At 66.0% G+C, this 21,818-nt stretch carries 19 protein-coding genes; 7 read left to right on the forward strand and 12 right to left on the reverse strand.

Features of this window, described 5'->3' with window-relative positions:
- Positions 1–12: 12 nt before the first annotated feature.
- From BN69_RS01400 to BN69_RS01415, 4 genes are read right to left on the reverse strand one after another with little or no spacing between them, the layout of a single operon-like run.
- The gene (locus BN69_RS01400; RefSeq protein WP_014889749.1) at positions 13–2,094 is read right to left on the reverse strand and encodes a membrane protein; all 2,082 of its coding nucleotides are present in this window, start codon (positions 2,092–2,094) and stop codon (positions 13–15) included.
- Positions 2,091–4,859, reverse strand: a complete 2,769-nt coding sequence (locus BN69_RS01405; RefSeq protein WP_014889750.1) for a DUF4159 domain-containing protein — start codon at positions 4,857–4,859, stop codon at positions 2,091–2,093. The genes BN69_RS01400 and BN69_RS01405 overlap by 4 nt, the downstream gene beginning before the upstream one ends.
- On the reverse strand, positions 4,859–5,794 hold the full coding sequence (locus BN69_RS01410; protein ID WP_041927082.1) for a DUF58 domain-containing protein: 936 nt from the start codon (positions 5,792–5,794) through the stop codon (positions 4,859–4,861). Before BN69_RS01410 ends, BN69_RS01405 begins: the two co-directional genes overlap by 1 nt.
- A gap of 43 nt (positions 5,795–5,837) precedes the next feature.
- Positions 5,838–6,842 carry an AAA family ATPase gene (locus BN69_RS01415; RefSeq protein ID WP_014889752.1) on the reverse strand — a complete coding sequence of 335 codons (1,005 nt, stop codon included), beginning with the start codon at positions 6,840–6,842 and terminating at the stop codon, positions 5,838–5,840.
- Between the two features lie 317 nt (positions 6,843–7,159).
- On the opposite strand from BN69_RS01415, the gene BN69_RS01420 reads away from it, so the two are divergent.
- Both BN69_RS01420 and BN69_RS01425 read left to right on the forward strand, forming a co-directional pair.
- Positions 7,160–7,417, forward strand: a complete 258-nt coding sequence (locus BN69_RS01420) for a DUF6111 family protein (RefSeq protein WP_014889754.1) — start codon at positions 7,160–7,162, stop codon at positions 7,415–7,417.
- Positions 7,414–8,661 carry a CCA tRNA nucleotidyltransferase gene (locus tag BN69_RS01425; protein ID WP_014889755.1) on the forward strand — a complete coding sequence of 416 codons (1,248 nt, stop codon included), beginning with the start codon at positions 7,414–7,416 and terminating at the stop codon, positions 8,659–8,661. The genes BN69_RS01420 and BN69_RS01425 overlap by 4 nt, the downstream gene beginning before the upstream one ends.
- Positions 8,662–8,680: 19 nt before the next feature.
- On the opposite strand, the gene BN69_RS01430 is transcribed toward BN69_RS01425, so the two are convergent.
- The 5 genes from BN69_RS01430 to recJ form a co-directional block, all read right to left on the reverse strand.
- Positions 8,681–9,751, reverse strand: a complete 1,071-nt coding sequence (locus tag BN69_RS01430) for a DNA polymerase III subunit delta' (protein ID WP_014889756.1) — start codon at positions 9,749–9,751, stop codon at positions 8,681–8,683.
- Entirely contained in the window at positions 9,748–10,422 is a 675-nt protein-coding gene (tmk, locus tag BN69_RS01435; protein ID WP_014889757.1) for a dTMP kinase, read from the reverse strand. The genes BN69_RS01430 and tmk overlap by 4 nt, the downstream gene beginning before the upstream one ends.
- A complete protein-coding gene (locus BN69_RS01440; RefSeq protein WP_014889758.1) occupies positions 10,419–11,606 on the reverse strand; it encodes a D-alanyl-D-alanine carboxypeptidase family protein in 1,188 nt (395 codons plus the stop codon). The genes tmk and BN69_RS01440 overlap by 4 nt, the downstream gene beginning before the upstream one ends.
- Positions 11,607–11,695: 89 nt before the next feature.
- Positions 11,696–12,700 (reverse strand): septal ring lytic transglycosylase RlpA family protein, encoded by a 1,005-nt coding sequence (locus BN69_RS01445; RefSeq protein WP_014889759.1) that lies wholly within the window; start codon positions 12,698–12,700, stop codon positions 11,696–11,698.
- A gap of 277 nt (positions 12,701–12,977) precedes the next feature.
- The gene (recJ, locus tag BN69_RS01450) at positions 12,978–14,774 is read right to left on the reverse strand and encodes a single-stranded-DNA-specific exonuclease RecJ (protein WP_014889760.1); all 1,797 of its coding nucleotides are present in this window, start codon (positions 14,772–14,774) and stop codon (positions 12,978–12,980) included.
- Between the two features lie 293 nt (positions 14,775–15,067).
- On the opposite strand from recJ, the gene BN69_RS01455 reads away from it, so the two are divergent.
- From BN69_RS01455 to BN69_RS01465, 3 genes are read left to right on the forward strand one after another with little or no spacing between them, the layout of a single operon-like run.
- Entirely contained in the window at positions 15,068–15,496 is a 429-nt protein-coding gene (locus BN69_RS01455) for a hypothetical protein (RefSeq protein ID WP_014889761.1), read from the forward strand.
- A 36-nt stretch (positions 15,497–15,532) separates the two neighbouring features.
- Positions 15,533–16,498 (forward strand): tyrosinase family protein, encoded by a 966-nt coding sequence (locus tag BN69_RS01460; protein WP_014889762.1) that lies wholly within the window; start codon positions 15,533–15,535, stop codon positions 16,496–16,498.
- A 40-nt stretch (positions 16,499–16,538) separates the two neighbouring features.
- Positions 16,539–17,729 carry a lipase-like domain-containing protein gene (locus BN69_RS01465; protein WP_014889763.1) on the forward strand — a complete coding sequence of 397 codons (1,191 nt, stop codon included), beginning with the start codon at positions 16,539–16,541 and terminating at the stop codon, positions 17,727–17,729.
- 17 nt (positions 17,730–17,746) lie between these two features.
- Here BN69_RS01465 and BN69_RS01470 read toward each other — a convergent pair whose 3' ends face one another.
- On the reverse strand, positions 17,747–18,436 hold the full coding sequence (locus BN69_RS01470; RefSeq protein ID WP_014889764.1) for a MarC family protein: 690 nt from the start codon (positions 18,434–18,436) through the stop codon (positions 17,747–17,749).
- Positions 18,437–18,602: 166 nt separating this feature from the next.
- Between BN69_RS01470 and BN69_RS01475 the strand changes: the two genes are divergently transcribed.
- Both BN69_RS01475 and BN69_RS01480 read left to right on the forward strand, forming a co-directional pair.
- Positions 18,603–19,487: an aldose epimerase family protein gene (locus BN69_RS01475; RefSeq protein ID WP_014889765.1), complete on the forward strand. Its 885-nt coding sequence runs from the start codon at positions 18,603–18,605 to the stop codon at positions 19,485–19,487.
- A 30-nt stretch (positions 19,488–19,517) separates the two neighbouring features.
- Positions 19,518–20,549 (forward strand): cysteine synthase A, encoded by a 1,032-nt coding sequence (locus BN69_RS01480; protein WP_014889766.1) that lies wholly within the window; start codon positions 19,518–19,520, stop codon positions 20,547–20,549.
- On the opposite strand, the gene BN69_RS01485 is transcribed toward BN69_RS01480, so the two are convergent.
- Both BN69_RS01485 and mobA read right to left on the reverse strand, forming a co-directional pair.
- The gene (locus BN69_RS01485; RefSeq protein ID WP_014889767.1) at positions 20,546–21,139 is read right to left on the reverse strand and encodes a hypothetical protein; all 594 of its coding nucleotides are present in this window, start codon (positions 21,137–21,139) and stop codon (positions 20,546–20,548) included. The two genes, BN69_RS01480 and BN69_RS01485, sit on opposite strands and share 4 nt — an antisense overlap.
- A gap of 44 nt (positions 21,140–21,183) precedes the next feature.
- Positions 21,184–21,798, reverse strand: coding sequence for a molybdenum cofactor guanylyltransferase MobA (gene mobA, locus BN69_RS01490; protein ID WP_014889768.1), 615 nt, complete (start codon positions 21,796–21,798; stop codon positions 21,184–21,186).
- Positions 21,799–21,818 lie beyond the last annotated feature (20 nt).

Consider the following 21,818-nt stretch of genomic DNA (forward strand, 5'->3'; position numbering starts at 1 on the left):
GCAAGCGACGGTCTAGCCCCGCCTCCCCTCCCAGCCCCAGGCCGCGACCATTGCGCCGACCAGCGCCAGCATCGCCCATAGACCCAAACCAAGCGGCGCGATTTCGACGCCGACCAGCGTCGAGGCGCCGGTCTGTCTGATCCCGATCCAGTCCGAGCCGCCATAGCGATTGGCGTCGCGCAATTCCACCACCCGCGGCATCGAAACGGTGTCGGCGCCGCTGTTCGAGAGGCGCCGCGCCGTGCCGCCGGTCGCCTCCATCAGCGGTTGCAGCTTCTCCGTCGTCGAGGCCACTTCGCGAAACTCGCGCGGATTGGGCGGACCGACATTGACAAGCGCCGCCAATCCTTCGCTCTCGAAGCGCCACAGGCCCATTTCCTTGGCGTCGAAACGCGCGCGCCACAGGCCCGGCTCGCTCTGCGCGACCGCGATTTCGTCGCGCGCGCCCGACGGCGCCGTCGCCATCACCGGCGCGGGCGTCTCCTTCATCGTCTGGCGCTCGACGCTGACCTCGCGCCCATGCGCCGAAGCGCGCAGCGCCTCCTCTTCGAGATCCGGCTCCTTCATCAGCCAATGCGCCAGGCGGCGCGTCAGATCGACATGCGGACCGCCGCCTTCATAACCGCGCGCCCAGAGCCAGATCTGGTCGGAGAGCAGCAGCGCGACGCGACCCTTGCCTTCGTGCGAGAGCACCAGCAGTGGCTTGTCGCGCACGCCGGACATGATCGAGTCGCCCTTCACCACATTGGCGTCGACCTGCCTGAACCATTCGCCCCAATTCGGCGGCTCGGCATTGGCGCCGGCGAGGCCGCGCGTCACCGGATGCTTCTCGCCGTCCTTGCTGACGCGGGCGCGAAACGCCTGTTCAATGAGCGCGCCGTCAGGGCGCGCCGGCAAAATGTTTTCGAGCGGCGAATAATAGAGGCCGCGCAGCGTCGCGTAATCGGGGCCGACGGCCGCGAGAAAGGCGCCGCCATTCTCGACGTAATTGGCGATGTTCTCGAAATAGATCGAGGGCAGCGTCGTCTGGCTCGAATAGCGATCGAAGATGATGAGATCGAATTCGTTGATTTTCTTCCCGAAGAGATCGGCGGTCGGAAAGGCGATCAGCGACAATTCGCTCGCCGGCGTGATGTCGAGCTTCTCCGGCGGGCGCAGAATCGTGAAATGCACCAGTTCGACATTGGCGTCGGCGCGCAAGAGATTGCGCCAGCTTCGCTCGCCCGGATGCGGCTCGCCCGACACGAGCAACACCTTGAGCCGGTCGCGCACGCCTTCGATCGACAGCACCGCCTTATTGTCGAGCGGCGTCAGCTCGCCGGGCGCGGACGGAATTTCGAGTTCGACGACGTTTTGTCCGCCATGTTCGACGCGCACCGGAATGCTGACGATGTCGCCGGGCGCGGGGCTGAAGGTCGGCAGCGCTTCGCCGTCGCGGCGCACTGAAATCGGGATGCGGGCGCCGTCGCCGCCAAGATCGACGACGCGCGCGCGGATGATCTGATCCTTGCCGACGATGCCGAAGCGCGGCGCCTCGACCAGTTCGATGCGGCGGTCGCGCTCGCCCTGATGTCCGGTCACGAGCGCTTGAACGGGCGCCTTGAAGCCGAGCGCTTCAGCCTTGGCGGGAATATCGTGCACGACGCCGTCGGTGAGAAGAATAGCCCCGCCGACGCGCTCCGAGGGGACGTCCTTCAAGACTTCGGCGAGCGCGCCGAAGAGCTTGGTGCCGTCATTGCCCGAAGCGTCATTGGCGACCGTGATCGTCCGCGTCTCGACGTCGCCGAATTTGGCGAGCGCCGAGTCGAGCGCCTTGCGCGCCTCTTCCGTTTGCGCGTTTCTCGCGCCGAAATTCTGACTGTCGCTCTTGTCGACGACGACCGCGACGACGCTCTTTTGCGGATCGCGTTTTTCGCGCACGAGCGACGGGTCGGCGAGCGCCGCAATCAGCAAGGCGAAAGCGAAGGCCCGGAGCGGCGCGCCACGCTGGCGCTTGGCCGCCATCAGCGCCAGCGCGCCGGCGCCCAGCACGCCAAGGACGATCAGCGCCGACCAGGGAACGAGCGGCGAAAAGGCGAGCGTGAGGTCGCTCACTGGCCCAGCCTTTCCAGCAAGTCGCGCACATGCACCTGATCGGACTTATAGTTTCCGGTCAGCGTATACATCACCAGATTGATGCCGCCGCGGAGCGCGAATTCGCGCTGGCGCGCGCCGCCCGGCGTCAACGGAAACAGCGGCTGGCCGCGTTTGTCATGCGCCCAGGCCGCGGCGAGATCGTTGGAGGTGATGACGATCGCGGAGACGCTGTCCGTCGCGCGCACCGGACGCGCGGCCTGATCTTTCGGCTCCGGCGGCAGCGCCTCGACCCAGGTCTCGCCATTGGCGTAGCGGCCGACGAATCCGTCGAGCAGATAGAAGGTCTTGGTGATGACGTGATCGCGCGGCGTCACTTCCAGCGGCGGAATGTCCAAGCCTTTCGTCAGATCGCGCAGCCATTGCGCCTCTGGAGTCGGCGCGCCGCCGACGCGTTGGGACAGAGCGTCGCGCGTGTCGAAGATGATCGTGCCGCCCTGCTTCATATAGGCGGTGACCTTCGCCACCGTCTTGGCGGGCGGCTGTGGCGCGCTCGCGACGATCGGCCAGTAGAGCAAGGGATAAAAGGCGAGTTCGTCCTTGGCCGGATCGACGCCGACCGGATCTCCCGGCGAGAAAGAGGTGCGCATGTTCAGCGCCTGGGTGAGCGCCTCGAGGCCCAGTCGCGATATTTCGTCGACGTGGGCGTCGCCCGAGATCACATAGGCGAGCCGGGCCGTCAGCGCGGCGTCCTTGTCGCGCTGGGTGGCGGCGGATTTCGGCGCCGACTCGGCGCGCGTTTCGCTGGTCGTCGCCGCCACGCAAGCGAGCGTCAGAAGCGCGGCGGTCGCGGCGCCGAGGGGCCGCAGCCGCAGCTTCCCGGCAAGCGCCAGCGCGATCAGCGCATCGGCGATAAAGGCGGCGAGCGCGAAGACGAGCAGCGGCCCGCGCAAATCGAGCTGGCCGCCGGCCCGCAGCATGTTCGCGCTCAGTCCGGCGCCGGCGAAATCGAAAGCGCTGATCTCGTCAGTCGGGCGCAAGGTCTGCACCGCGACGAAAGCCTCCCCCGCGCCGTAAAGCCCCGGCGGATGTTCGGCGCTTGCGGGCCCCTCAAAGCCCGGCGGAATGTTTTGCGCGGTCGGTCCGGGGGCGCCGAGCGCGCCAAACCCGTCGAGAAGGCGCATCGGCGCGAACGCCGCCGGATCGACAGCCATCTGGGACCGTTCGCTGCTCGCAGGCGCCGATTCTCCAGCCATGGCGCTGATCCGCTTCAGCATCTCAACGAAAAGCCCAGAGATCGGCAGATTCGACCAATTGGCGTCGGCGTTGACATGAAACAGCACGATCAGCCCCTTGCCGCGCCGTTCCGCCGTCACGAGCGGCGTGCCGTCGGACAGACGGGCCCAGGTCTTGTCCGCGAGTCCCGGATCAGGCTCGGCGAGCACCTGCCGCTGCACCGTGACGTCCTTCGAAGCCGGCAGGCCGAAGAACGGGCTCGTTGCGTCAAACTCGGCGAGCGCCTTTGGCTCCTCCCAGGACATGGCGCCGCCGAGCACGCGGCCGTTCCGGCGCAGGCGCACGGGCAGCAGACCATCGTCGGCGTTGGCGAGACGCGGCCCTGCGAAACGAACGAGCGTCCCGCCCTCTTCGACGAAGCGCGACACCGCGTCGAATGTCTCGCCGGGCGCGAGCCCGATATCGGCGAGCCCCATGATATTGGGCTTTTCGGCGAGCAACGCCTGCACCGGATCCACAACGCCGGGACGCGCCGTGCGGATTTGGGCGAAGGGCGCAAGCGCCTTTTCGAGGTAGTAGAGCGGTGAGAGCAGCGGCTGCGCCTCATCGGCGGCGGCGCCGCCGATCAGCGCCACGCGCTTCACTTTCGAGCGCGCGTCGAGAAGCGCGACGGCGCCGGCGGAATTTTCCCCTTCGATGCGCAGATGACTCACCTCATTGCGAAGTTCGACCGGCAATTCGATTTTCGCCCGAACGCGCCGTGCGCCGCCAAAATCCGCTACGGCTCGGCCGACCGTCCGACCTTTCGCGTCGAGCGCGTCGACGACCGCCGACCCGTCGTCGCCGATGCGCAGCACATCGATGCTCAGCGCGGCCGCGTCATTTGTCGGCGCGGCGAGCGCCCGCGGCGCATGGTCCTCGACGTAAACCTCGACTCCGGCTGCGCCCGACGCTTTCAGCGCGCGTGCGAAGCCCGCCGCGTCGCCCTGCGCGACGCCGTCGCTGATCCACACGATGCGCGCCCTGGCATGCGCGCGGGCGAAGGCCGCAGCCTGTTCGCCGATCGCCTTGCGGTCAGGCAGAAACGGCTTGGGCCGCGCCGAACGCAATTTTTCCATCGCGCGCGGCCCGTCGCCAGGAACGGGCGCCGCAGTCTCGGATGCGAGCGCGACAGCGACCGGACCACCGGCGCGCGCGGTCGACTCGATGATCGACGCCGCGCCGGCAAGGCGTCGCTCCCATGTCGGCGCGGCCGTCCAGCCGTCGTCGAGGATGACGAGCGTCGGCGCGGAGGACGCGACGCCGCCGCTCGGCGCCCAGACCGGTCCCGCCATCGCGAAAATCAACGCGGCGGCGAGCGCCAGCCGCAGCGCCATCAGCCACCAAGGGGTTTTCGCCGGCGTCTCTTCGTCGGGCTTAAGCTCGCGCAGAATTTTGGTCGGCGGAAAGACGATCTCGCGCGGGCGCGGCGGCGTCACCCGCAACAGCCAATAGATCATCGGCAGGGCGATGAGACCAAACAGCGCGAGCGGCGCGGCGAAGGAAAACATCAGCGCCGCTCCTCGAAGCTGACTCCATCCGCTCCGAGCAACCCCATGGCGAGCGCCAGCGCCGCTTCGGAGGCGGGCCTGTCGGTGCGATGCTGCAGGAAGATGAAGCCGACGCGCTGCGCGGCGCGGCGCACGGCGTCGCGATGCGCCTCGAACCGCCGTGAGTAGGCGGCGCGCAGACTGCGCGCGTCGCCCGCGTAGAAGGCGGGACCGCCGTCGGTGTCGAGAAAAGTGGTTTCGCCGGAGAACGGCAAGGTTTCTTCGCTGGGATCGGTCACCATCAGCACCGCGCCGGAGGCGCCGGCGTCCGCGAAGCGCCGCAGGCGCGCGGCCAGCGCGTCGGGGTCGATGAGGAAATCGGAGATCAGAATGACGCGGGCGCGGGGGCGGATCGGCGCCTGCGGCGGAAGATCGTCGCGCGCCGCCTCCGTTGCATTATCAGCCAGCGCGTGCGCCAGCCGGTCGATCACGTCGCGCGCCGAGATCGGCGCGGTCAGGCCCAGCGCCGCCGCCCGCTCGCCGCCGCGAACGAGCACGTCGGCGAGCGCGAGCCCCAGGGTCACGCCGCGGGACAGCTTGTCGTCGGAGGCGAGAGACGAGCCGAAGGCCATGGAGGGTGAACAATCCATCCAGAGGAAATAGTCATGCGCGGCCTCCCATTCACGCTCGCGCACATAGAGCTGATCGCCGCGCGCGGAGCGCCGCCAGTCGATGCGATGCGCCGATTCGCCCGATGCGAAGGGCCGATACTGCCAAAACGTCTCGCCGACGCCCGCGCGCTTGCGGCCATGAACGCCATAGGCGAGGCTCGCCGCGATCTCATGCGCGCGCGCCACGAGCCTCGGCATCCGGCTCGCGAGATCAGCCGCCGTCGCGCCATCTGCGGGCTTGCGCTGTGCAGGATCATAGGCGCGCGTGGCGACCTCAGCAAACATCGTCATTTTTCTCCGTCAGAGGGAAGAGCTGAGCGAAGGCTCGTCACCCGATCCGCGCCACGAGCGTCTGAACCACGTCGGAAACGGTCATCTCGCGGCGCGCGGCGAAATTGAGCGCCATGCGGTGGCGCAACACCGGCGCGGCGAGCTTCGCCACATCGTCGATCGAGGGCGCAAGCCGGCCGGTGACGAGCGCGCGGGCGCGCGTCGCCAGCATCAGCGCCTGCGCGGCGCGCGGTCCCGGACCCCAGGCGACATGCGGCGCGATTTCCGCATCGCCCTCGTCTGGACGGGCCGAACGAACGAGATCGAGGATCGCGTCGACGACCTTTTCGCCGATCGGAAGCCGGCGCACGAGCCTCTGGGTCGCCATCAGCTCGTCGGCGTCGAGCGCCTGGCTCGCCTCGGCCATCGTCTCGCCGGTCGTTTCCAGCAGAACCCGCCGCTCGCTGGCGCGGTCGGGATAATGCACGTCGATCTGCATCAGGAAGCGGTCGAGCTGCGCCTCGGGCAGCGGATAGGTGCCCTCCTGCTCCAGCGGGTTTTGCGTCGCAAGGACATGGAAGGGCCGCGGCAGGTCGTGGCGCCTCCCGGCGACGCTGACATGATGCTCCTGCATCGCCTGCAGCAGCGCCGATTGCGTGCGCGGCGAAGCGCGGTTGATCTCGTCGGCCATCAGCAGCTGGGTGAAGACCGGTCCCCGGATGAAGCGGAACGAACGCGAGCGGTCAGCGCCCTCTTCCAGAACTTCAGAGCCGAGAATGTCGGCGGGGAGCAGATCCGGCGTGAACTGCACGCGCTGCTCCGCCAGGCCGAGCACGCGGCCGAGCGTCTCGACAAGCTTGGTCTTGGCGAGCCCAGGCACGCCGACGAGGAGCCCGTGGCCGCCCGCGAGGATCGTCACCAGCGCCTGTTCGACAACCTCGTCCTGGCCAAAAATGACGGCGCCGATCGCGGCGCGGGCGCGACCGATATGGTCGAGGGCGCGTTCGGCGGATTGCACGACGGCTGTTTCGAGCGAGGTCGTCCTGGTGTCGAATGAGGTCATTTCAGCGTGCTCAGGCAGCTTGTCTATGAAGAGGGTCGGGCGCATCGTAGCGGCGCTGCCGTGTTTCGCCGCACGCGATTCTAGCCCCGCGCCATTCGGCTTCGCATATAAAGCGAAGCGGCGGGGGTTAGGGCCAAGCGCGATCTTCGTCTCTCCGCCGCTGCAATTCAAGCGCAACCGGCGCGTTAAGGAGGCGTTTTACCGCCAAAACCGCAATTTGGACGTGACAGTTTGTTCATGCATCCCGCATTAAACGCCCTTCGACGGACGCCATGTATAGTCGTCGGACATCCTCATCACGAAAGGCGTTTCCGTCCATGTGGCGCGCAATCGTTGAAACCGCCCTGCTCTTCCTCACGCCCTTCGCCGCCTATGCGCTTTTCCATTCGTTGCAGCGGCGCTGGCCCTTCGTGCGCGAGCTCTGGCATGGCAAGATCGTCTCGCTGCTGACGATCGCGGGACTCCTCGTCGCCATCGTCGGAGTCGTGGCGCTCGGCCTGACCGGGCTTAACCAGGGCGCTTATGTGCCGGCCCATGTCGAAAATGGAAAATTAAAGCCAGGCCGTTTTGAATGAACGCCGCGCAGAGACTGCTTGACGATCCCCGGCTGGCGACCCTGTTTGCGGCGCTCGCGAAGACGGGGGCGGAAACGCGCGTGGTCGGCGGCGCCGTGCGCGACGCGATGCTCGGTCTGCCGCCTCACGAGATCGACCTCGCCACGACCGCTTTGCCCGACGCCGTCCTTGCGGCCGCGCGAAGCGCCGGACTGAAAGGCGTGCCGACCGGCATCGAACATGGCACGGTGACGATCGTCGTCGCTGGAACGCCTTTTGAAGTCACGACGCTGCGTGAGGATGTCGAGACCGACGGCCGCTTCGCCAAGGTGCGCTTCGGCGGCGATTTCGAGCAGGACGCGAAGCGGCGCGACTTTACCATCAACGCATTGTCGCTCTCGTCCGATGGAGAGATTCACGATTATACGGACGGGCTTGCGGATATCGAGGCGCGGCGCATCCGTTTTATCGGCGACGCCGCGACGCGGATTCGCGAGGACTATCTGCGAATCCTGCGCTTTTTTCGCTTCAACGCCTCTCATGGCGAGGGACCGTTCGATCGCGAGGGCCTGCATGAGTCGATCGTCGCGCGGGAAAATCTGTCGCGCCTGTCGCGCGAGCGCATCCGCGCCGAACTGATGAAGCTGCTGCTCGCGCGCCGGGCGCCGGACGTGCTGCGCGCCATGTCGCACGCCGGCGTTATCGAAGTCATTCTGGGCATCGGCTATCCCTCGCGACTGCAGCGGCTCGCCGAACGCGAAGGGACTTATGGCAAACCGGCGGACGCGGTGTTGCGGCTTGCAGCATTTTCGGTGCTGACCGCGGAAGACGCCGAGCGGCTGCGGGAGCGGCTGCGGCTCTCCAACGATGAATTCGCGCGGCTCGCGGCGGCGGCGCGAACGCTCGCGCCCTTGCATGGACGCGAGGCTCCGCCGCCGACGTCGCATCTGCGCGAGATGCTGTTCCTGTGCGGCGCGCGGGCGGCCGCCGACGCGCTGGCGCTGGCGCATGCGGAAAGCGCCGCGGCGGCGGACGATCCGGAGTGGCGGGAGGCGGCGCGCTATCTGGACGAGACGCCCGCGCCCGCCTTCCCCATCAAGGGCGCGGATCTCATCGCGCGGGGCGTCGCGCCGGGCAAGCAATTGGGCGACGCGCTGAGAACGCTGCAAGCCGAATGGATTCGCGCCGGCTTCCCGCGCGATCCGGCGGTCGTTCTGCAGCTTCTTGAAAACGCCATGGCGAACAGCGGCCGGGAGGCGCCCTAGCGCTCGCAAGCGCCCGCCACTAGCCGACTTCGGCTTTCGCCAGCCGCTCGAAGACCCCCAGCACCAGCGCGCGCTTGTCGAAATTGAACACTTCGGTCTCGCGGGCGGCGTCGCGGATTTCATCCCAGGCGCGCGCAAAGCCCGCAAGCCGCGCCGGCGGCGCGCCGCTTCCGGCGAGCTCCCGCACCCGCGCATCGAGATGCCGCTGCGTCGCGCGCATGAACGTCTCATAGGCCGCTTCATTGTCGCGGCCGGTGAGCTTGTCGGCCAGCATATGCGCGCCGAGCCAATCGACCTGCGGCAACCTGTCGAAAATCCGGCGCACGGCGGCGTCGAAGGCGACGCCGTCATCGCCGAGCAGCCGCAGCGCCTCGCGCACCGAGCCTTCGGCGCGCGCGGCGGCGACGAGGAGGTCCGATTCAGGCGCCTGCGACCAGGGGCGTCCAAGATTTTTGACGGCGGCGATCGTGTCTTCCGGCGACAATGCGCCGAGCATCAGCTTGCGACAGCGCGAACGGATCGTCGGCAGCATGCGGCCCGGCTGATGCGCGATCAGCAGAAAAAGCGAGCGCTGCGGGGGCTCCTCAATGAGCTTTAAAAGGGCGTTGGCGCTGGCGCGATTGAGATCGTCGGCGCAGTCGACGATGGCGATCCGCCAGCCGCCGCTTCCAGAGCCCTGATGGAAGGCCTGAATAACTTTCCGCACATCCTCGATGCGAATCTCGGTGAAATGCTTTTTGGTCTTCTCGTTCCAGGCGCGGCGCAGCAGAAAAATATCGGCGAGCGCCATGGAGGCGATCCGACGCGCCGCCGGATGGTCGGCGGGCGTATCGAGGCTCTCCGCGGACTGAACCGGCGCTGCGGCGGGTTCGGGATGCGCCAGGAGAAACCGCGCCAGGCGCCAGGCGAGCGTCGCCTTGCCGACGCCTTCCGGCCCGCCGATGATCCAGGCCTGCGCCATCTTGTTGCGGCGGTAGGCGTCGAGCAGTTCCCGCTCCGCCGCGGCATGACCGAAAAGCGCCAGGGTCTCCCGCGGATGCGGGGCCTCGTTGTAACGGTCGCTTTCCGGGTTCGTCTCTTCGCGGCTCATTGCGCGGCTTGCGCGGCGTGCGCGAGGAAACGGTCGTGAACGAGCCGCTGCACCGCGCGCGCGACGTCGTCGATGGACATGCCGGCGTCGATCACGCAGCAGCGTTCCTGCTCGCTTTCGGCGATGTCGAGGAAGGCCTGCCGCAGCTCCTCGTGAAAGGCCGGCGCTTCGCTTTCGAAACGATCGACCGCTTCGCCAAGCCGCCGCGACGCTGCGCGCGTGAGGCCTTCTTGCGCCGGCAGGTCGAGCATGATCGTCAGATCCGGCCGCGCATCGCCGACCGCCGCCCTTTCGAGCAGCGCCAGAGTCTTGGCGTCGACGCCGCCGCGCGCGCCCTGGTAAGCGCGGGTCGAATCGGCGAAGCGGTCGCACAGCACCCAGGCGCCGCGCTTCAAGGCGGGCGCGATCAAGGTTTCGACATGATCGGCGCGCGCCGCCGAGAACAGCGCCGCCTCGGCGAGCGGACCGAGCGGCGCGGCGCGGCCTGCCAGCAGAAATGCGCGCAGCTTCTCGGCCTTTGGCGTGCCGCCGGGCTCGCGCGTCGTCACCACCTCGAAGCCGCAATCGCGCAAATGTTCGGCGAGTCGGGCGAGCTGCGTCGACTTGCCGACGCCCTCGCCGCCTTCGAAGGTGATGAAGCGGCCTTTTTCGGGCGTCGCCTGGAAGGTCATTTCTTGCCGGAGAGTTTCTGGTGAATGGCCGCGGCGGCGGATTCGTAAATAGCGTCGAAGGCGCGCCGCGGCAGCGATCCCTGCTCGACCGATTCCGCAGTCTGCAGCGGCTGTTCGAGCACGATGGAGTTTCCGCGCTTCACTTCGAGGCGTCCGACCATTGCGCCCGCCTCGACCGGCGCCAGCACCGGGCCTTCGTAAATGATCTTGCCCATCAGCCGCTCGTTCGCGCCGCGCGGCAGGAGCACCTTGATGTCCTCTTTCGCCGTCAGCTCGACGGATCCCTTGGTCCCGCCATAGACCTGCGCAGGCCCGATGGGTTCGCCGGCCTTGAACAGTTCCTTCTCTTCGAAGTTGCGGAATCCCCATTGCAGCAATTTGCGCGCTTCTTCGGCCCGCTCCTTCGAACTCCTCGCGCCGTAAACGGCGACGATCAGGCGTCGGCCGTCCTGCGTGGCCGATCCCACCAGGCCGTAGCCGCTGTCCTTATCGATGTTGCCGGTCTTTAAACCGTCGGCGCCGATGCTCATCGTCAGCAACGGATTGCGGTTCTGCTGGCGAATCTTATTCCAAGTGTACTCCTTCTCGCCAAAATAGCGGTAATATTCGGGATAGGTCTTGATCAGATGCGCCGCGAGCTTCGCCATTTCGCGCGCCGTCACCTTTTGATCGGGACCGTCCATGCCCCAGGGATTGCCGAAGCGCGATTTGACGAGGCCGAGCTCGGCGGCGCGCTTGTTCATCCGCGTCACGAAGGATTCTTCGGCGCCCGCCAGACCTTCGGCGAGCGTAATCGCGGCGTCGTTGCCGGACTGGATCACCAAACCTCGAATGAGATCCTCGACTCGCACGCGACTATTGAGCGCGAGGAACATCGCCGAGCCGCCGGCCGGCGCTCCGCCGGTGCGCCAGGCGTGCTCGGAAACCGTGAATTCGTCGTCGAGCTTCAATTTTCCTTCGGCCAACGCCTGAAAGATCAGCTCCGCCGTCAGAATTTTAACGGTCGACGCGGGCTTGGCGTAGTCGTCCGCGCCTTTCTCGAACAGGACGGTGTTCGTGCCCGCGTCGATCAGAATCGCGCTCGGGACGCTCGTTTGAAAATTCTGGGCGCGCGCCGGCGCTGCGCCAAGCGCCCACAATGCGACGACGGTCAGAATAAGGTGCAGCCCGGGAAATTTCGGCAAGGCGCGCTCCCGTTATTTACGCCGCAGCGCGGCAAGCCGGGAGAAGATGGCGCGCGACGCCGAAAATTGCAATCACGGCGTGGGGCCGCTCAGTTGGTTCGAACCGAGGAGTTCAGCGCCTGTCGGATCGCGTTGCGAGCCGAAGCTTGACGGGCGGCGAATTGCGCGGGCCGCACGGGCGGCAGCGGCGCCACGACTTTCCTGGCCTTCTGGGTCGAAGCGACCGGTTCTTTGTCGATGCCGGCCTGCTCCCGCAAGGGAGGCAGGGGCGCGTCGCTCTCCTGCCTGGCGTAGGCCCGCGCCTGGTCATCCGACGCGGGCCCATTCTCATAGGCGACGCGCGCCGAGAGTTCGGCGACTTCCGCCCTTTCATCGTAGCGCGTCGCGCGGGCCGGATCCTCATTCGCCGCCGTCATCACCGGCGCGTCGAGCTGCGCCGGTTGGCCGTCGTCGCGCAGGGTCGCAAGGAGCTTTTCGTCGTCGTCTCCCTCAAGATCGGCGCGTCCGACCCATTCCACTTTGACGCGCGTCGTGCCGACGCCGTGAAAATCAAGCGCTTGCGCCACGCGCTGGGAGACGTCCATCACGCGTCCGCCATGATAGGGTCCACGATCGTTGACGCGCACCACGATCGAGCGGTCATTGCGCAGATTGGTGACCCGCGCATAGCTCGGCAGCGGCATCGTTGGGTGAGCGGCGGAAATCGACGCGCTGTCGAAGATTTCGCCATTGGCGGTGCGTCGCCCATGGAAATCCGAGCCATACCAGGAAGCCATTCCGGTCGCCCGAAAGGGCCTCTCGCTCGGGTAATAGGTGCGTCCGGCGATCTTGTAGGGCTTGCCGACCATATAGGCGCCGCCGCCCTTTGGCACCTCTTCGCCCTCGGCGATGACCCGCGGACTGGGACGCACGCCGTAGCGCGGATCGATCTGCCCAAGGCCGCCGAGGCCCGCGCTTCTATGCGATCCCGTGGTCGAAGAGCATCCGGCGAGCGCGCCGAGACAGATAAGAGGCAGCAGTTTGGAAAGGATGATTGAGGAGCGAACCAGCGGACGCGGCGCATGAGCGGCGTTCTTAAAGACGACAAATCGCATTCAAACGGTCCTTGCCACCAAACTTCGATCCGCCGCCGACTGCACCGAAGCGCGTCCCACAAGCGGCGACGCGTTCTTGATACGGGCGCGACGTGAAGCCGCCGCGCGGCACAACCCGCGGAGTGTCTCGTTGATGAGTGAAGTTGTCGTTAAACGCCGTTACGCTGGCGTCAGCAGGCGTCGCGAATGAGACCAAAATGCGACACACGCCCTCCAAAAGCTTGCGCGCGCCGAGATTGAAAACAGATGTGGCCCAGGCGCCACAGTCTGCTCGGCTTCATTGAACGCGCGCGAGGTCGACGATTCGCGTCTCGACGCGCTCGATGCCGCGAAAGACGTTGCGCGACAGTTTCGCCGCGACGTGAAGCTGTGCGCCGTCCCCCCTCAAGAGCGCCTCGCCCAGCGGCGAATGCAGGGCGCGAAAGGCGATGGCGTCAACCGTCGCGCCGTCGCGCGAACGCAAACGGGCGCGCACATGATCGGCTCCAACCGTCTGAGCGAATGTGACCTGCTGCTCAGGCAGAGCAAACAAGGGTTCGGGGTTGCCCTGCCCGAACGGCCCGGCCCGCTCGACCCGTCGCAGCAGTTCGAGACAGACTCCGCGTCCGGCGACCGCCGCATCGACAACCAGCGCATCGTCGAGACGCGCGGCGTCGACGGACGCCGCCAGCGCCTCATCGAGAAAGGCGCGAAACTCGTCGATTTTGCCACGGGCCAAAGTCACGCCGGCGGCCATCGCATGCCCGCCTCCCTTGACCGCCAAGCCCGTTTCGACGGCGCGCCGTACCGCTGCTCCAAGGTCGACGCCACTTAAACTTCTACCTGAACCAGTTCCATATTCTCCATTAAAAGCGATAACGAATGCTGGAATATTAAAGCGTTCCTTTAAACGGGATGCGATCAGCCCGACAACGCCCGGGTGCCAATCCTGGCCGTGCACGATCAGGCAGGACAGCCGATTGGATCGCGCCATTTGCGCCTCCGCCTCGGCGACCGCCTGTTCCAAAATCGCCCTCTCGACGATCTGGCGTTCGCCATTCAGCCGATCCAGCTCGCGGGCGATGCGAAGCGCTTCATCGCCGCCTGGAAGGGTGAGAAGCCTTGCGCCGAGGCCGGCGTCGCCGATCCGACCGCCGGCGTTGATCCGCGGCCCAAGCGCGAAACCCAGATGATAGGCGCGCGGCGGCCCATCCAAGCGGGCGGCGTCCATCAGCGCGGCGAGCCCCGGACGGGATCGCCCCGCCATCACCATCAGACCCTTGGCGACGAGCGCCCTGTTGAGCCGGGCCAGCGGAGAAACGTCGGCGACCGTCGCCAGCGCGACGAGATCCAGCGCCGCGAGCAGATCCGGTTCGGGTCGATCATCGCGCCACCAGCCGCGCGCGCGCAGCGTCCTCGACAATCCGACGAGGACAAGAAAAACGACCCCGGCGGCGCAGAGCGCCCCCTGCCCCGAAAGGTCGTCGAGCCGGTTGGGGTTGACGACCAGCGCGTCAGGCAGGACCTCGGGCGCCTGATGATGGTCGAGGACGATCACATCGAGGCCAAGCGCGCGCGCGACGGCGAACGCCTCGTGGCTTGAGGTGCCGCAGTCGACGGTCGCCAGCAGAGTCGCGCCGCGCGCCGCGAGATCGCGGATCGCCTCGACGTTCGGCCCATAGCCCTCGATGATCCGGTCGGGAATATGGAGCAAGGGCTCCGGCGCGCCGGCCGCGCGCCAAAAGTCGATGAGCAACGCGGAGGAGCAGGCGCCGTCGACGTCATAGTCGCCAAAAACGGCCATCTGCTCGGACTTTTCAATCGCCTCCGCGAGCCGCCTCGTCGCGGCGTCCATGTCGCGCAGCGACGACGGGTCCGGTAGGAGGTCGCGCAGCTTGGGATCGAGATAGCCGGCGGCGTCGGCGACCGTCACGCCGCGTCCGGCGATCACCCGCGCAAGGAAATCGTCGATGCCGTGCGCCTGGGTCAGCGCGAGCGCCTGCGCCTCGCCTCGAGCGTCGAGCCGCCCGCGCCAACGTCGGCCGAGGACGGAGCGCTCGACCCCAAGAAAGGCGGGAACCATCGAATCGGACATTGGCGCCTCAAACGAATCGCTAAGCCTCGCCGGCATACGACGCAAGTTCTTCCGATCGCGTCGCGCGCGGGACTCTCCGAGCGTCGCAAATCGTTCATCAATTCTAGCGCCCCGGGAATTCACTTGACATCACTGTCCATTGGCTGCGTCATAACGCTGGTGGAAAATTTCCAATCCAATCCGTTTTGATGAGGCGAACGTTCGACCGAAGTTTGTAGATTTTTCGCGCACTTAAAGCCCATTCGCGCCTACAGCTTCGTCGGATTGCGTCACAGGAATTGTGCGGAGAGCTTATGGAGACCAGGAAGCTCACGACGGGCGCCGCCCCTCGCAAACTCGGCGACTATCTGACGCGCGCGCGCGACAATGCGCCGGCGCACGCCGGTCATGGCGCTGGCGGCGCGCAGTCGGTGCGCGAGGACGCTTATCGCGGCCACCAGATCGAAATCGTCACGACCTACAAGATCCTGGTCGACGGAAAGCAAATCCGCGCGCCGCTCGGCGTCGACGCCGCCGGCCAGGTTCATTGTCATTCATTGCCGAACTACCAAACCGCGTCGGCGGTCGACATGGTGCGGGCGCTGATCGACGGCTTTCCCGAGGAGTTCGAGCGAAAGCCGGCCCCGACAAAGCGCCAGCCCCCAGCCAGCCGCGCGCGCCGGCCCGCGCCTGCGCGCAAAAGCAGGCCCGCCGCGAAGAAAGGCGCAAAACACGAGCATTGATTTTTCAGGCGAGCATTGATTTTCAGGAGAGAGACGATGGCCGTCGTCCGAAGCAACATTGCAACGAACCCGGGGGTTCGGGACCAATATATTGAAGGCGTCAAACTTTTAAAAAACGAGGCGTCCGGCCGAACGACCGTTGACTTCGGCATTCCGGGCGCCGCGCGCTCCGTGAGCACGTATGATCTTTTCGTCATCTGGCACGTCACCGCCATGATGGTCGAGACGCCGCCCGGAAACCCCGCGCAGCGTAACTCGGCGCACCGGGGGCCGATTTTCGCGCCCTGGCACCGCGTGATGCTGATGGTTTTCGAGCAAAACCTCCAGCGGGTCCTGGATGACGCGAATTTTGGCCTGCCCTATTGGGATTGGGCGGGAGACGGCGACCTGCCGCCACAGGAGCAGAGCGCGGCCACGATCTGGAGCGCCGACTGCATGGGCGGCGAGGGAAATCCGGTCTCAACCGGCCCCTTCGCGTTTCGCGCAGGCGATCCGTCCGCGTTCCGAGTGCGCATCTCCACGAATATCTCCGGAGAGCTGCGTTCGGTGAACCGCGGCCTCCGACGGGCCTTTGGCGTCAGCGCGAATGCGCTTCCCAGAACCGCGCATGTGATGAACGCGCTGGAGCTGTCGAGCTATGATTCGCCCGATTGGGACGCCGACACGAACAGCTTCCGCAATCGCATCGAAGGGTGGATGAACGACGACGGCGTCTCCGCGACCTGGATGCACAATCTTGTCCACGTCTGGGTCGGCGGCGAGATGTTGCTCGGCTCCTCGCCCAATGATCCGGTTTTTTTTCTCAATCACTGCAACATCGATCGCCTTTGGGAGAGCTGGATGTCCCGAAACGGGCGCGTCTATGTTCCCGACATGACGGCGGGCTCCGATCTCAAGGGGCACCGCATCGACGATCCGATCAATTCGCCGCTCGGTCGCAGCGCGACTCCGCGCGAGACGCTCGATGTGAGCGAAATCTATGAATATGACGCGCTCGCCTGAGCGCCAAAAATATTGAATTTCCATCAAATTCGGATCGGCGATGGCGCTCAAGTCCACTCATATCATTTTCGTGCATGATTTCTTCGGCTGGGGCCCCCAAGAATTCGAACTTCCCTATTGGGGCGACGCGCTCGACGAGGTCGGCGAACCCTTCGCGGTTCACGAAGCGAAGGTAGGTCCGGTCAGCTCCTTCCATGATCGCGCCTGCGAGCTTTTCGCTCAGATTGCCGGCGGACGCGTGGACTATGGCGCCCGGCACAGCGATGAGGCCCGCCACGCCCGCTATTCACGGGAATATACCGAGCCTTTCGCGCCCGAGTGGTCGGCGGAAAACCCGGTGATCCTCGTCGGCCATGGCGCCGGCGCGCAGACCGCCCTGCAGTTGCAGGCGCTGCTCGCCAACGATTTCTGGGAGCGCGGAACCAACGCCGACTGGGTGGAAGGGGTGATCAGCGTCGCCGGCGCCATCAACGGCTCATTGCTGCCCTACGGCTTCGGCTGCGACCGCGAAGATGGACGGCTCAAGCGCAGGCCGAGCCGTTTCATTGCGGAATCCTTCAATTTTCTCGGAATGGCCGCCGGCGTGCCGAGCGCCATGCGCAAGCCCTTCGATCTCCATCTCGACCAATGGACCAACGGCGAAGCCGATGCGAAAGCGGCGATGGCGCGTCTGGACGCTGGCGCCTTCGTCGCCGGCGAGGACAATCTCGCCTTCGACATGACGCTGCAGGGCTGCCGCAAGGCCAACGCCCGGTTCAGATCGCATCCGGGCACCTATTATCTGTCGCTGGTGACCAACGCCACGCATGTTCGCGCATCGGGGTTTTTCAGCAAGACCTGGCGGCCCGACCCGACGATCCATCCCATTCTCTGGCAGGCGGCGCTCTACCAGGCGCGCGAGGCCAGCTTCGCCAAGGCGCCGATCGTCGGTTGGGGCGGCGGCGACCTTTCGCTGCCGCAGTGGCGGCCCAATGACGGCGCGGTGAGCGTCATCTCGCAAAGATATCCCTTCACGGCGCGGGAAGAGCCGGTGGGAGGCGAAGGCGTTTTCAAACGCCAAAGGCTTAAGCCGGGGCGCTGGTATTACGAATATCTCGACAAGGCCATTGGACAGCGGTTCGACCATTTTGACGCGGTCGTCGGCGCCCGGCTCAAACCATGGGTTCCGGGACTGCGCGACGCGCATCGGGAGATCTATCTGAGGCTCGGCGAGACCTTGCGCGGGCTGTAGCCTTGTCGAAAGAGCGGCTAATGCAAGCCGCCAAAGCCGGCCGACCGAAGCGCGTCCATAACGCCGTTGAAGATCAACGACACGCCCATCGCCGAGACGAAGAAGCCGACGATCCTGGTCGCCGCGTCAATCCCCAGCGGCCCCAGCGTCGTGGTCAACCGCGTCGCGAAGGCGAGGCACGCGTAAGTGACGGCCACGGCGAGAAAGATCGCGCCGAGGATGACGCCGAACGCCAGCGCCTCATGGGACGAGTGCTCCACGGTGGCCATCATCCCAAGCACGGTGGCGATCGGGCCGGGGCCGATCATGAGCGGCATCGCGAGCGGCATGAAGGCGATGTTGCCCGTCGATCTGGCGAACGCCGGCGCTCCGTCGCCGTCCGACGAGGGTAAAAAAAGCTCAAAGCCGATCTTCATCAGCACGATCCCGCCGGCGATGCGCACCATGCTGAGCGAGACGCCGAAGATTTTTAGGATCACCGCGCCAAAGAACAAGAAGAAGAGAATCAGCAGCAGCGCATAGAGACAGGCCATGAACGCCACGCGACCGCGCTCCTGGTTGCTCTTATCGCGCAGAAGCAGAAGAAAGACCGGCAGCACCTCGAAGGGATTGATGACCGCCAGCAGCGTCGTGAACGTCGAGAAAAAGAGCGTCAGCTCGATTCTGAAAACTCCGGCGCCGATGTCCGACACGAGGCTGCTGTTCATAAGGCCTTCTCATTGGCGTTGCGCTGCGCCAACATGCATGGCGGGTATGGCGGCGGGACGGCGCGACCTTATTGCGGCGGGCGCCGCCGCTCAAGCGCCGCACTGGAGGAACGCGCCGATTTTGTCAGCATTCGCTTGGACTTGTGTCTCACGGTGGAATTGACCCATGACCGACGCGATTCAGCTCACCCACGCCTCTGGCGACGGCGCGCGGATCCTGGCTTTCGGCGCGGAGCTTTCGAGCTGGCGCGCGCGGGGAGTCGAGATGATCTGGGCGAAGAACCCTAAGGTCTGGGACCAGACCGCGCCCGTGCTGTTTCCCGTCGTCGGCTGGACGCGCGACGGCCGCGTGCGCGTCGACGGCGCGACCTATCCGCTTGCGCTCCATGGCTTCGCCTGGAAAAAGCGCTTCGAGGTCGCCGAGCGGCGCGACGACTATGTGCGGCTCGCGCTCGTCGACGACGCCGAGACCCGCGGGCTCTATCCCTTCTCCTTCCGGTTCGAAGTGGAGTTTCAGCTTCGCGCCGGCGCGCTCGAAAACGCTCTCATCGTGACGAACGCCGACTCGCGGCCCCTGCCCTACGCCTGCGGCCTGCATCCCGCCTTCCGCTGGCCGCTCGCCGATTCTTCCTCGCCGCATGCGATCATATTCGAGAAGGCCGAGCGCGCCGAAGTTCCCATCATCGGACCGGGCGGGCTTTTCTCGAAACCCATCCGCAAAACGCCGCTCGTCGGCCGGCGGCTGCCGCTCGAACCGGAAATGTTCACGCGCGACGCGCTGTGTTTTCTTAATCTTGCGAGCCACAGCCTGGTTTTCGACAATGGCGAAGGCGCGCGTCTTTCGGTCACGCTCGACGATTTCCCCCATGTCGGATTTTGGACGCTGCCGCCCGCCCCTTATCTGTGCATCGAGCCTTGGACAGGCCATGGCGATCCGGAGGACTTTTACGGCGATCTCTATGAAAAGCCCTCGATGCGCATTCTGGCGCCGGGCGCGCAGGCGCGGCATGGCGCGATTTTCGCCTTTGAGCGGGAGCCGCCGGTCGGCTAGGAACGAACCGCCATTCGCCAGGAATCATAAATGACCGTCGCCTCCAGCGTCATCGAAGCCATCGGGCGCACGCCGCTCATTGAATTGCACGGCGCCTCGAAGGCGACCGGCTGCCGCATTCTCGGCAAGGCCGAATTCATGAACCCGGGCGGCTCGGTCAAGGACCGCGCGGCGCTGTCCATCGTCGAAGACGCGCGCGCGAAAGGATTGTTGAAGCCGGGAGGAGTCATCGTCGAAGGCACCGCCGGCAACACCGGCATCGGGCTCGCGCTTGTCGCCAACGCGCTCGGCTTTCGCACGGTGATCGTCATCCCCGACACCCAGAGCCAGGAAAAAAAGGACATGTTGCGCCTGCAGGGCGCGCGGCTCGTCGAAGTGCCGGCGGTTCCCTACGCCAATCCCAATAATTATGTGAAGCTGTCCGGCCGCCTCGCCGAGCGCCTCGCCAGGGAAGAGCCGAACGGCGCCGTCTGGGCCAACCAGTTCGACAATGTCGCCAACCGCGTCGCCCATCTCACCGCCACCGGGCCAGAGATCTACGAAGCGCTGGATGGCGCGGTGGACGCCTTCATTTGCGCCTGCGGCACCGGCGGCACGCTCGCCGGCGTCGGCATGGCGCTCAAGGAGAGAAATCCGGACGTGAAGATCGGGCTGGCCGATCCGCACGGGGCGGCGCTCTATTCCTATTATACGACCGGCGAGCTGAAGGCCGAGGGCTCCTCCATCACGGAAGGGATCGGCCAGGGCCGGATCACCGCCAATCTCGAAGGCGCGCCGGTCGACGTCGCCTATCGCATCCCCGATGACGAGGCGCTGCGCATCGTCTTCGATCTCGCCGAGCAGGAGGGCCTGTTGCTGGGCGGCTCTTCGGGAATCAACATCGCGGGCGCCATCAGGCTGGCGCGCGATATGGGGCCGGGCAATACGATCGTGACCGTGCTCTGCGACGGCGGCGCAAGATACGCGTCGAAGCTCTTCAACGCCGACTTCCTGCGCAGCCAAAACCTGCCGACGCCGCCCTGGCTCGAAGGCGCCATCGCGATGGATCCGGGGTTCGTTTAGCCCTCTATCGGGTCCGCGGGCGCGGGTGCGGGCGACGCCACGGGCGCGGGCGACGTCGTGGACTCGGCTTCGCGCTGCGGAACGAAATTCTCGCGACGCACGAAGAGCACCTTTCGTAGCTCCGCCTCCCCGATCAGCTTGGCGAATTCGCGGAAGCCGAAGAACGGCATCAGCGCGGCGAAGGTGACCAGTCCAACCGACAGCAGCGTGCGCAGATTGCCGAGATCCACCGGGTCATGGTCCGCATGGACAGGCCAAAAATGCTCCAGCAGCGCCTGTTCGATGACGTCCATGCCGATGAGCAGCAGACCGAACAGCAGCGACTTGGCCAGAATCGGCACGATCAGCGGCTTGTTGTCGAAGACGCGCCAGACGCCAAACTTGTTGGCGACGAACAGCACCTTCGCGAAAGCAAGCGCCTTGGCGGCGGCGAAGCCCTGATGCTGCACGATATGCGCTTGCGACAGGACAACCGATTTGTGCACGCCGAGCACGGCGAGAAGGAACCACACATAGAGGAACACCGGGTAGAAGGCCCGGGCTTCCTCCTTCACCTTGCTCGTCAGTCCCTTTTTTGCCTGCTCGCTCATGTGCTTTCCCGCGTCGCTCTCATCAGCCTTGGCTGCGCGCCAATTTAGCTGCGCGACTCGTCCTTGGCTATCGAATCGGCGCGCGCCAGATCCTCCGGCCGGTTGACGTTGAAGAAAGGGTCGTAGGGCTCTGCCGGCCAATCGACGATGACATTCGCATGCCGACTGATGAACGCCGACACTCTGCGCTCGTCTTCCGCAACGAGCGCGCGCCGCAAATCGTCGCGCAGCGCGACCGGCCACAGCGCCACGGCGTGATGGGTTCGCCCATGCGAGGCGGCGACGGCGATCGTCGCGCCTGCACGCGTCCGGGCGGCTTGAAGGCGCGAGAGGAGATCGGCGGGCAGGAACGGGGTGTCGCCCGGCGCGCTCAAGACATGCGCCGCGCCTTTTTCCGCGCCAAACTCCATGCCGGCGAGAACGCCCGCGAGCGGTCCGGCGAAACCTTCAACGCTGTCGCGGACGACGGGCAGTCCAAAAGCGGAAAAGCGCGCGGGGTCGCCATTGGCGTTGATCGCGAGACGCCCGCATTGCGGCCTCAAGCGATCGATCACATGCTGAAGGATCGGCCGACCGGCGATCTCGACGAGCGGCTTGTCGCCCCCGCCCATGCGCCGCGCCAACCCGCCGGCGAGGATGACGCCGATGCAGTCGTTCATGCGCTGTCCGGTTTGGTTTC

The organism is Methylocystis sp. SC2, assembly GCF_000304315.1.
Taxonomy (GTDB): Bacteria; Pseudomonadota; Alphaproteobacteria; order Rhizobiales; family Beijerinckiaceae; genus Methylocystis.

Coding starts and splice junctions, on each gene's coding strand:
- BN69_RS01470 (WP_014889764.1), bottom strand. CDS start 18,436: ATGAACAGCAGCCTCGTGTCGGACATCGGCGCCGGAGTTTTCAGAATC.
- BN69_RS01475 (WP_014889765.1), top strand. CDS start 18,603: ATGACCGACGCGATTCAGCTCACCCACGCCTCTGGCGACGGCGCGCGG.
- BN69_RS01485 (WP_014889767.1), bottom strand. CDS start 21,139: ATGAGCGAGCAGGCAAAAAAGGGACTGACGAGCAAGGTGAAGGAGGAA.
- mobA (WP_014889768.1), bottom strand. CDS start 21,798: ATGAACGACTGCATCGGCGTCATCCTCGCCGGCGGGTTGGCGCGGCGC.
- BN69_RS01465 (WP_014889763.1), top strand. CDS start 16,539: ATGGCGCTCAAGTCCACTCATATCATTTTCGTGCATGATTTCTTCGGC.
- recJ (WP_014889760.1), bottom strand. CDS start 14,774: ATGTCCGATTCGATGGTTCCCGCCTTTCTTGGGGTCGAGCGCTCCGTC.
- tmk (WP_014889757.1), bottom strand. CDS start 10,422: ATGACCTTCCAGGCGACGCCCGAAAAAGGCCGCTTCATCACCTTCGAA.
- BN69_RS01445 (WP_014889759.1), bottom strand. CDS start 12,700: ATGCGATTTGTCGTCTTTAAGAACGCCGCTCATGCGCCGCGTCCGCTG.
- BN69_RS01480 (WP_014889766.1), top strand. CDS start 19,518: ATGACCGTCGCCTCCAGCGTCATCGAAGCCATCGGGCGCACGCCGCTC.
- BN69_RS01455 (WP_014889761.1), top strand. CDS start 15,068: ATGGAGACCAGGAAGCTCACGACGGGCGCCGCCCCTCGCAAACTCGGC.
- BN69_RS01410 (WP_041927082.1), bottom strand. CDS start 5,794: ATGTTTGCTGAGGTCGCCACGCGCGCCTATGATCCTGCACAGCGCAAG.
- BN69_RS01405 (WP_014889750.1), bottom strand. CDS start 4,859: ATGTTTTCCTTCGCCGCGCCGCTCGCGCTGTTTGGTCTCATCGCCCTG.
- BN69_RS01420 (WP_014889754.1), top strand. CDS start 7,160: ATGTGGCGCGCAATCGTTGAAACCGCCCTGCTCTTCCTCACGCCCTTC.
- BN69_RS01415 (WP_014889752.1), bottom strand. CDS start 6,842: ATGACCTCATTCGACACCAGGACGACCTCGCTCGAAACAGCCGTCGTG.
- BN69_RS01425 (WP_014889755.1), top strand. CDS start 7,414: ATGAACGCCGCGCAGAGACTGCTTGACGATCCCCGGCTGGCGACCCTG.
- BN69_RS01430 (WP_014889756.1), bottom strand. CDS start 9,751: ATGAGCCGCGAAGAGACGAACCCGGAAAGCGACCGTTACAACGAGGCC.
- BN69_RS01460 (WP_014889762.1), top strand. CDS start 15,533: ATGGCCGTCGTCCGAAGCAACATTGCAACGAACCCGGGGGTTCGGGAC.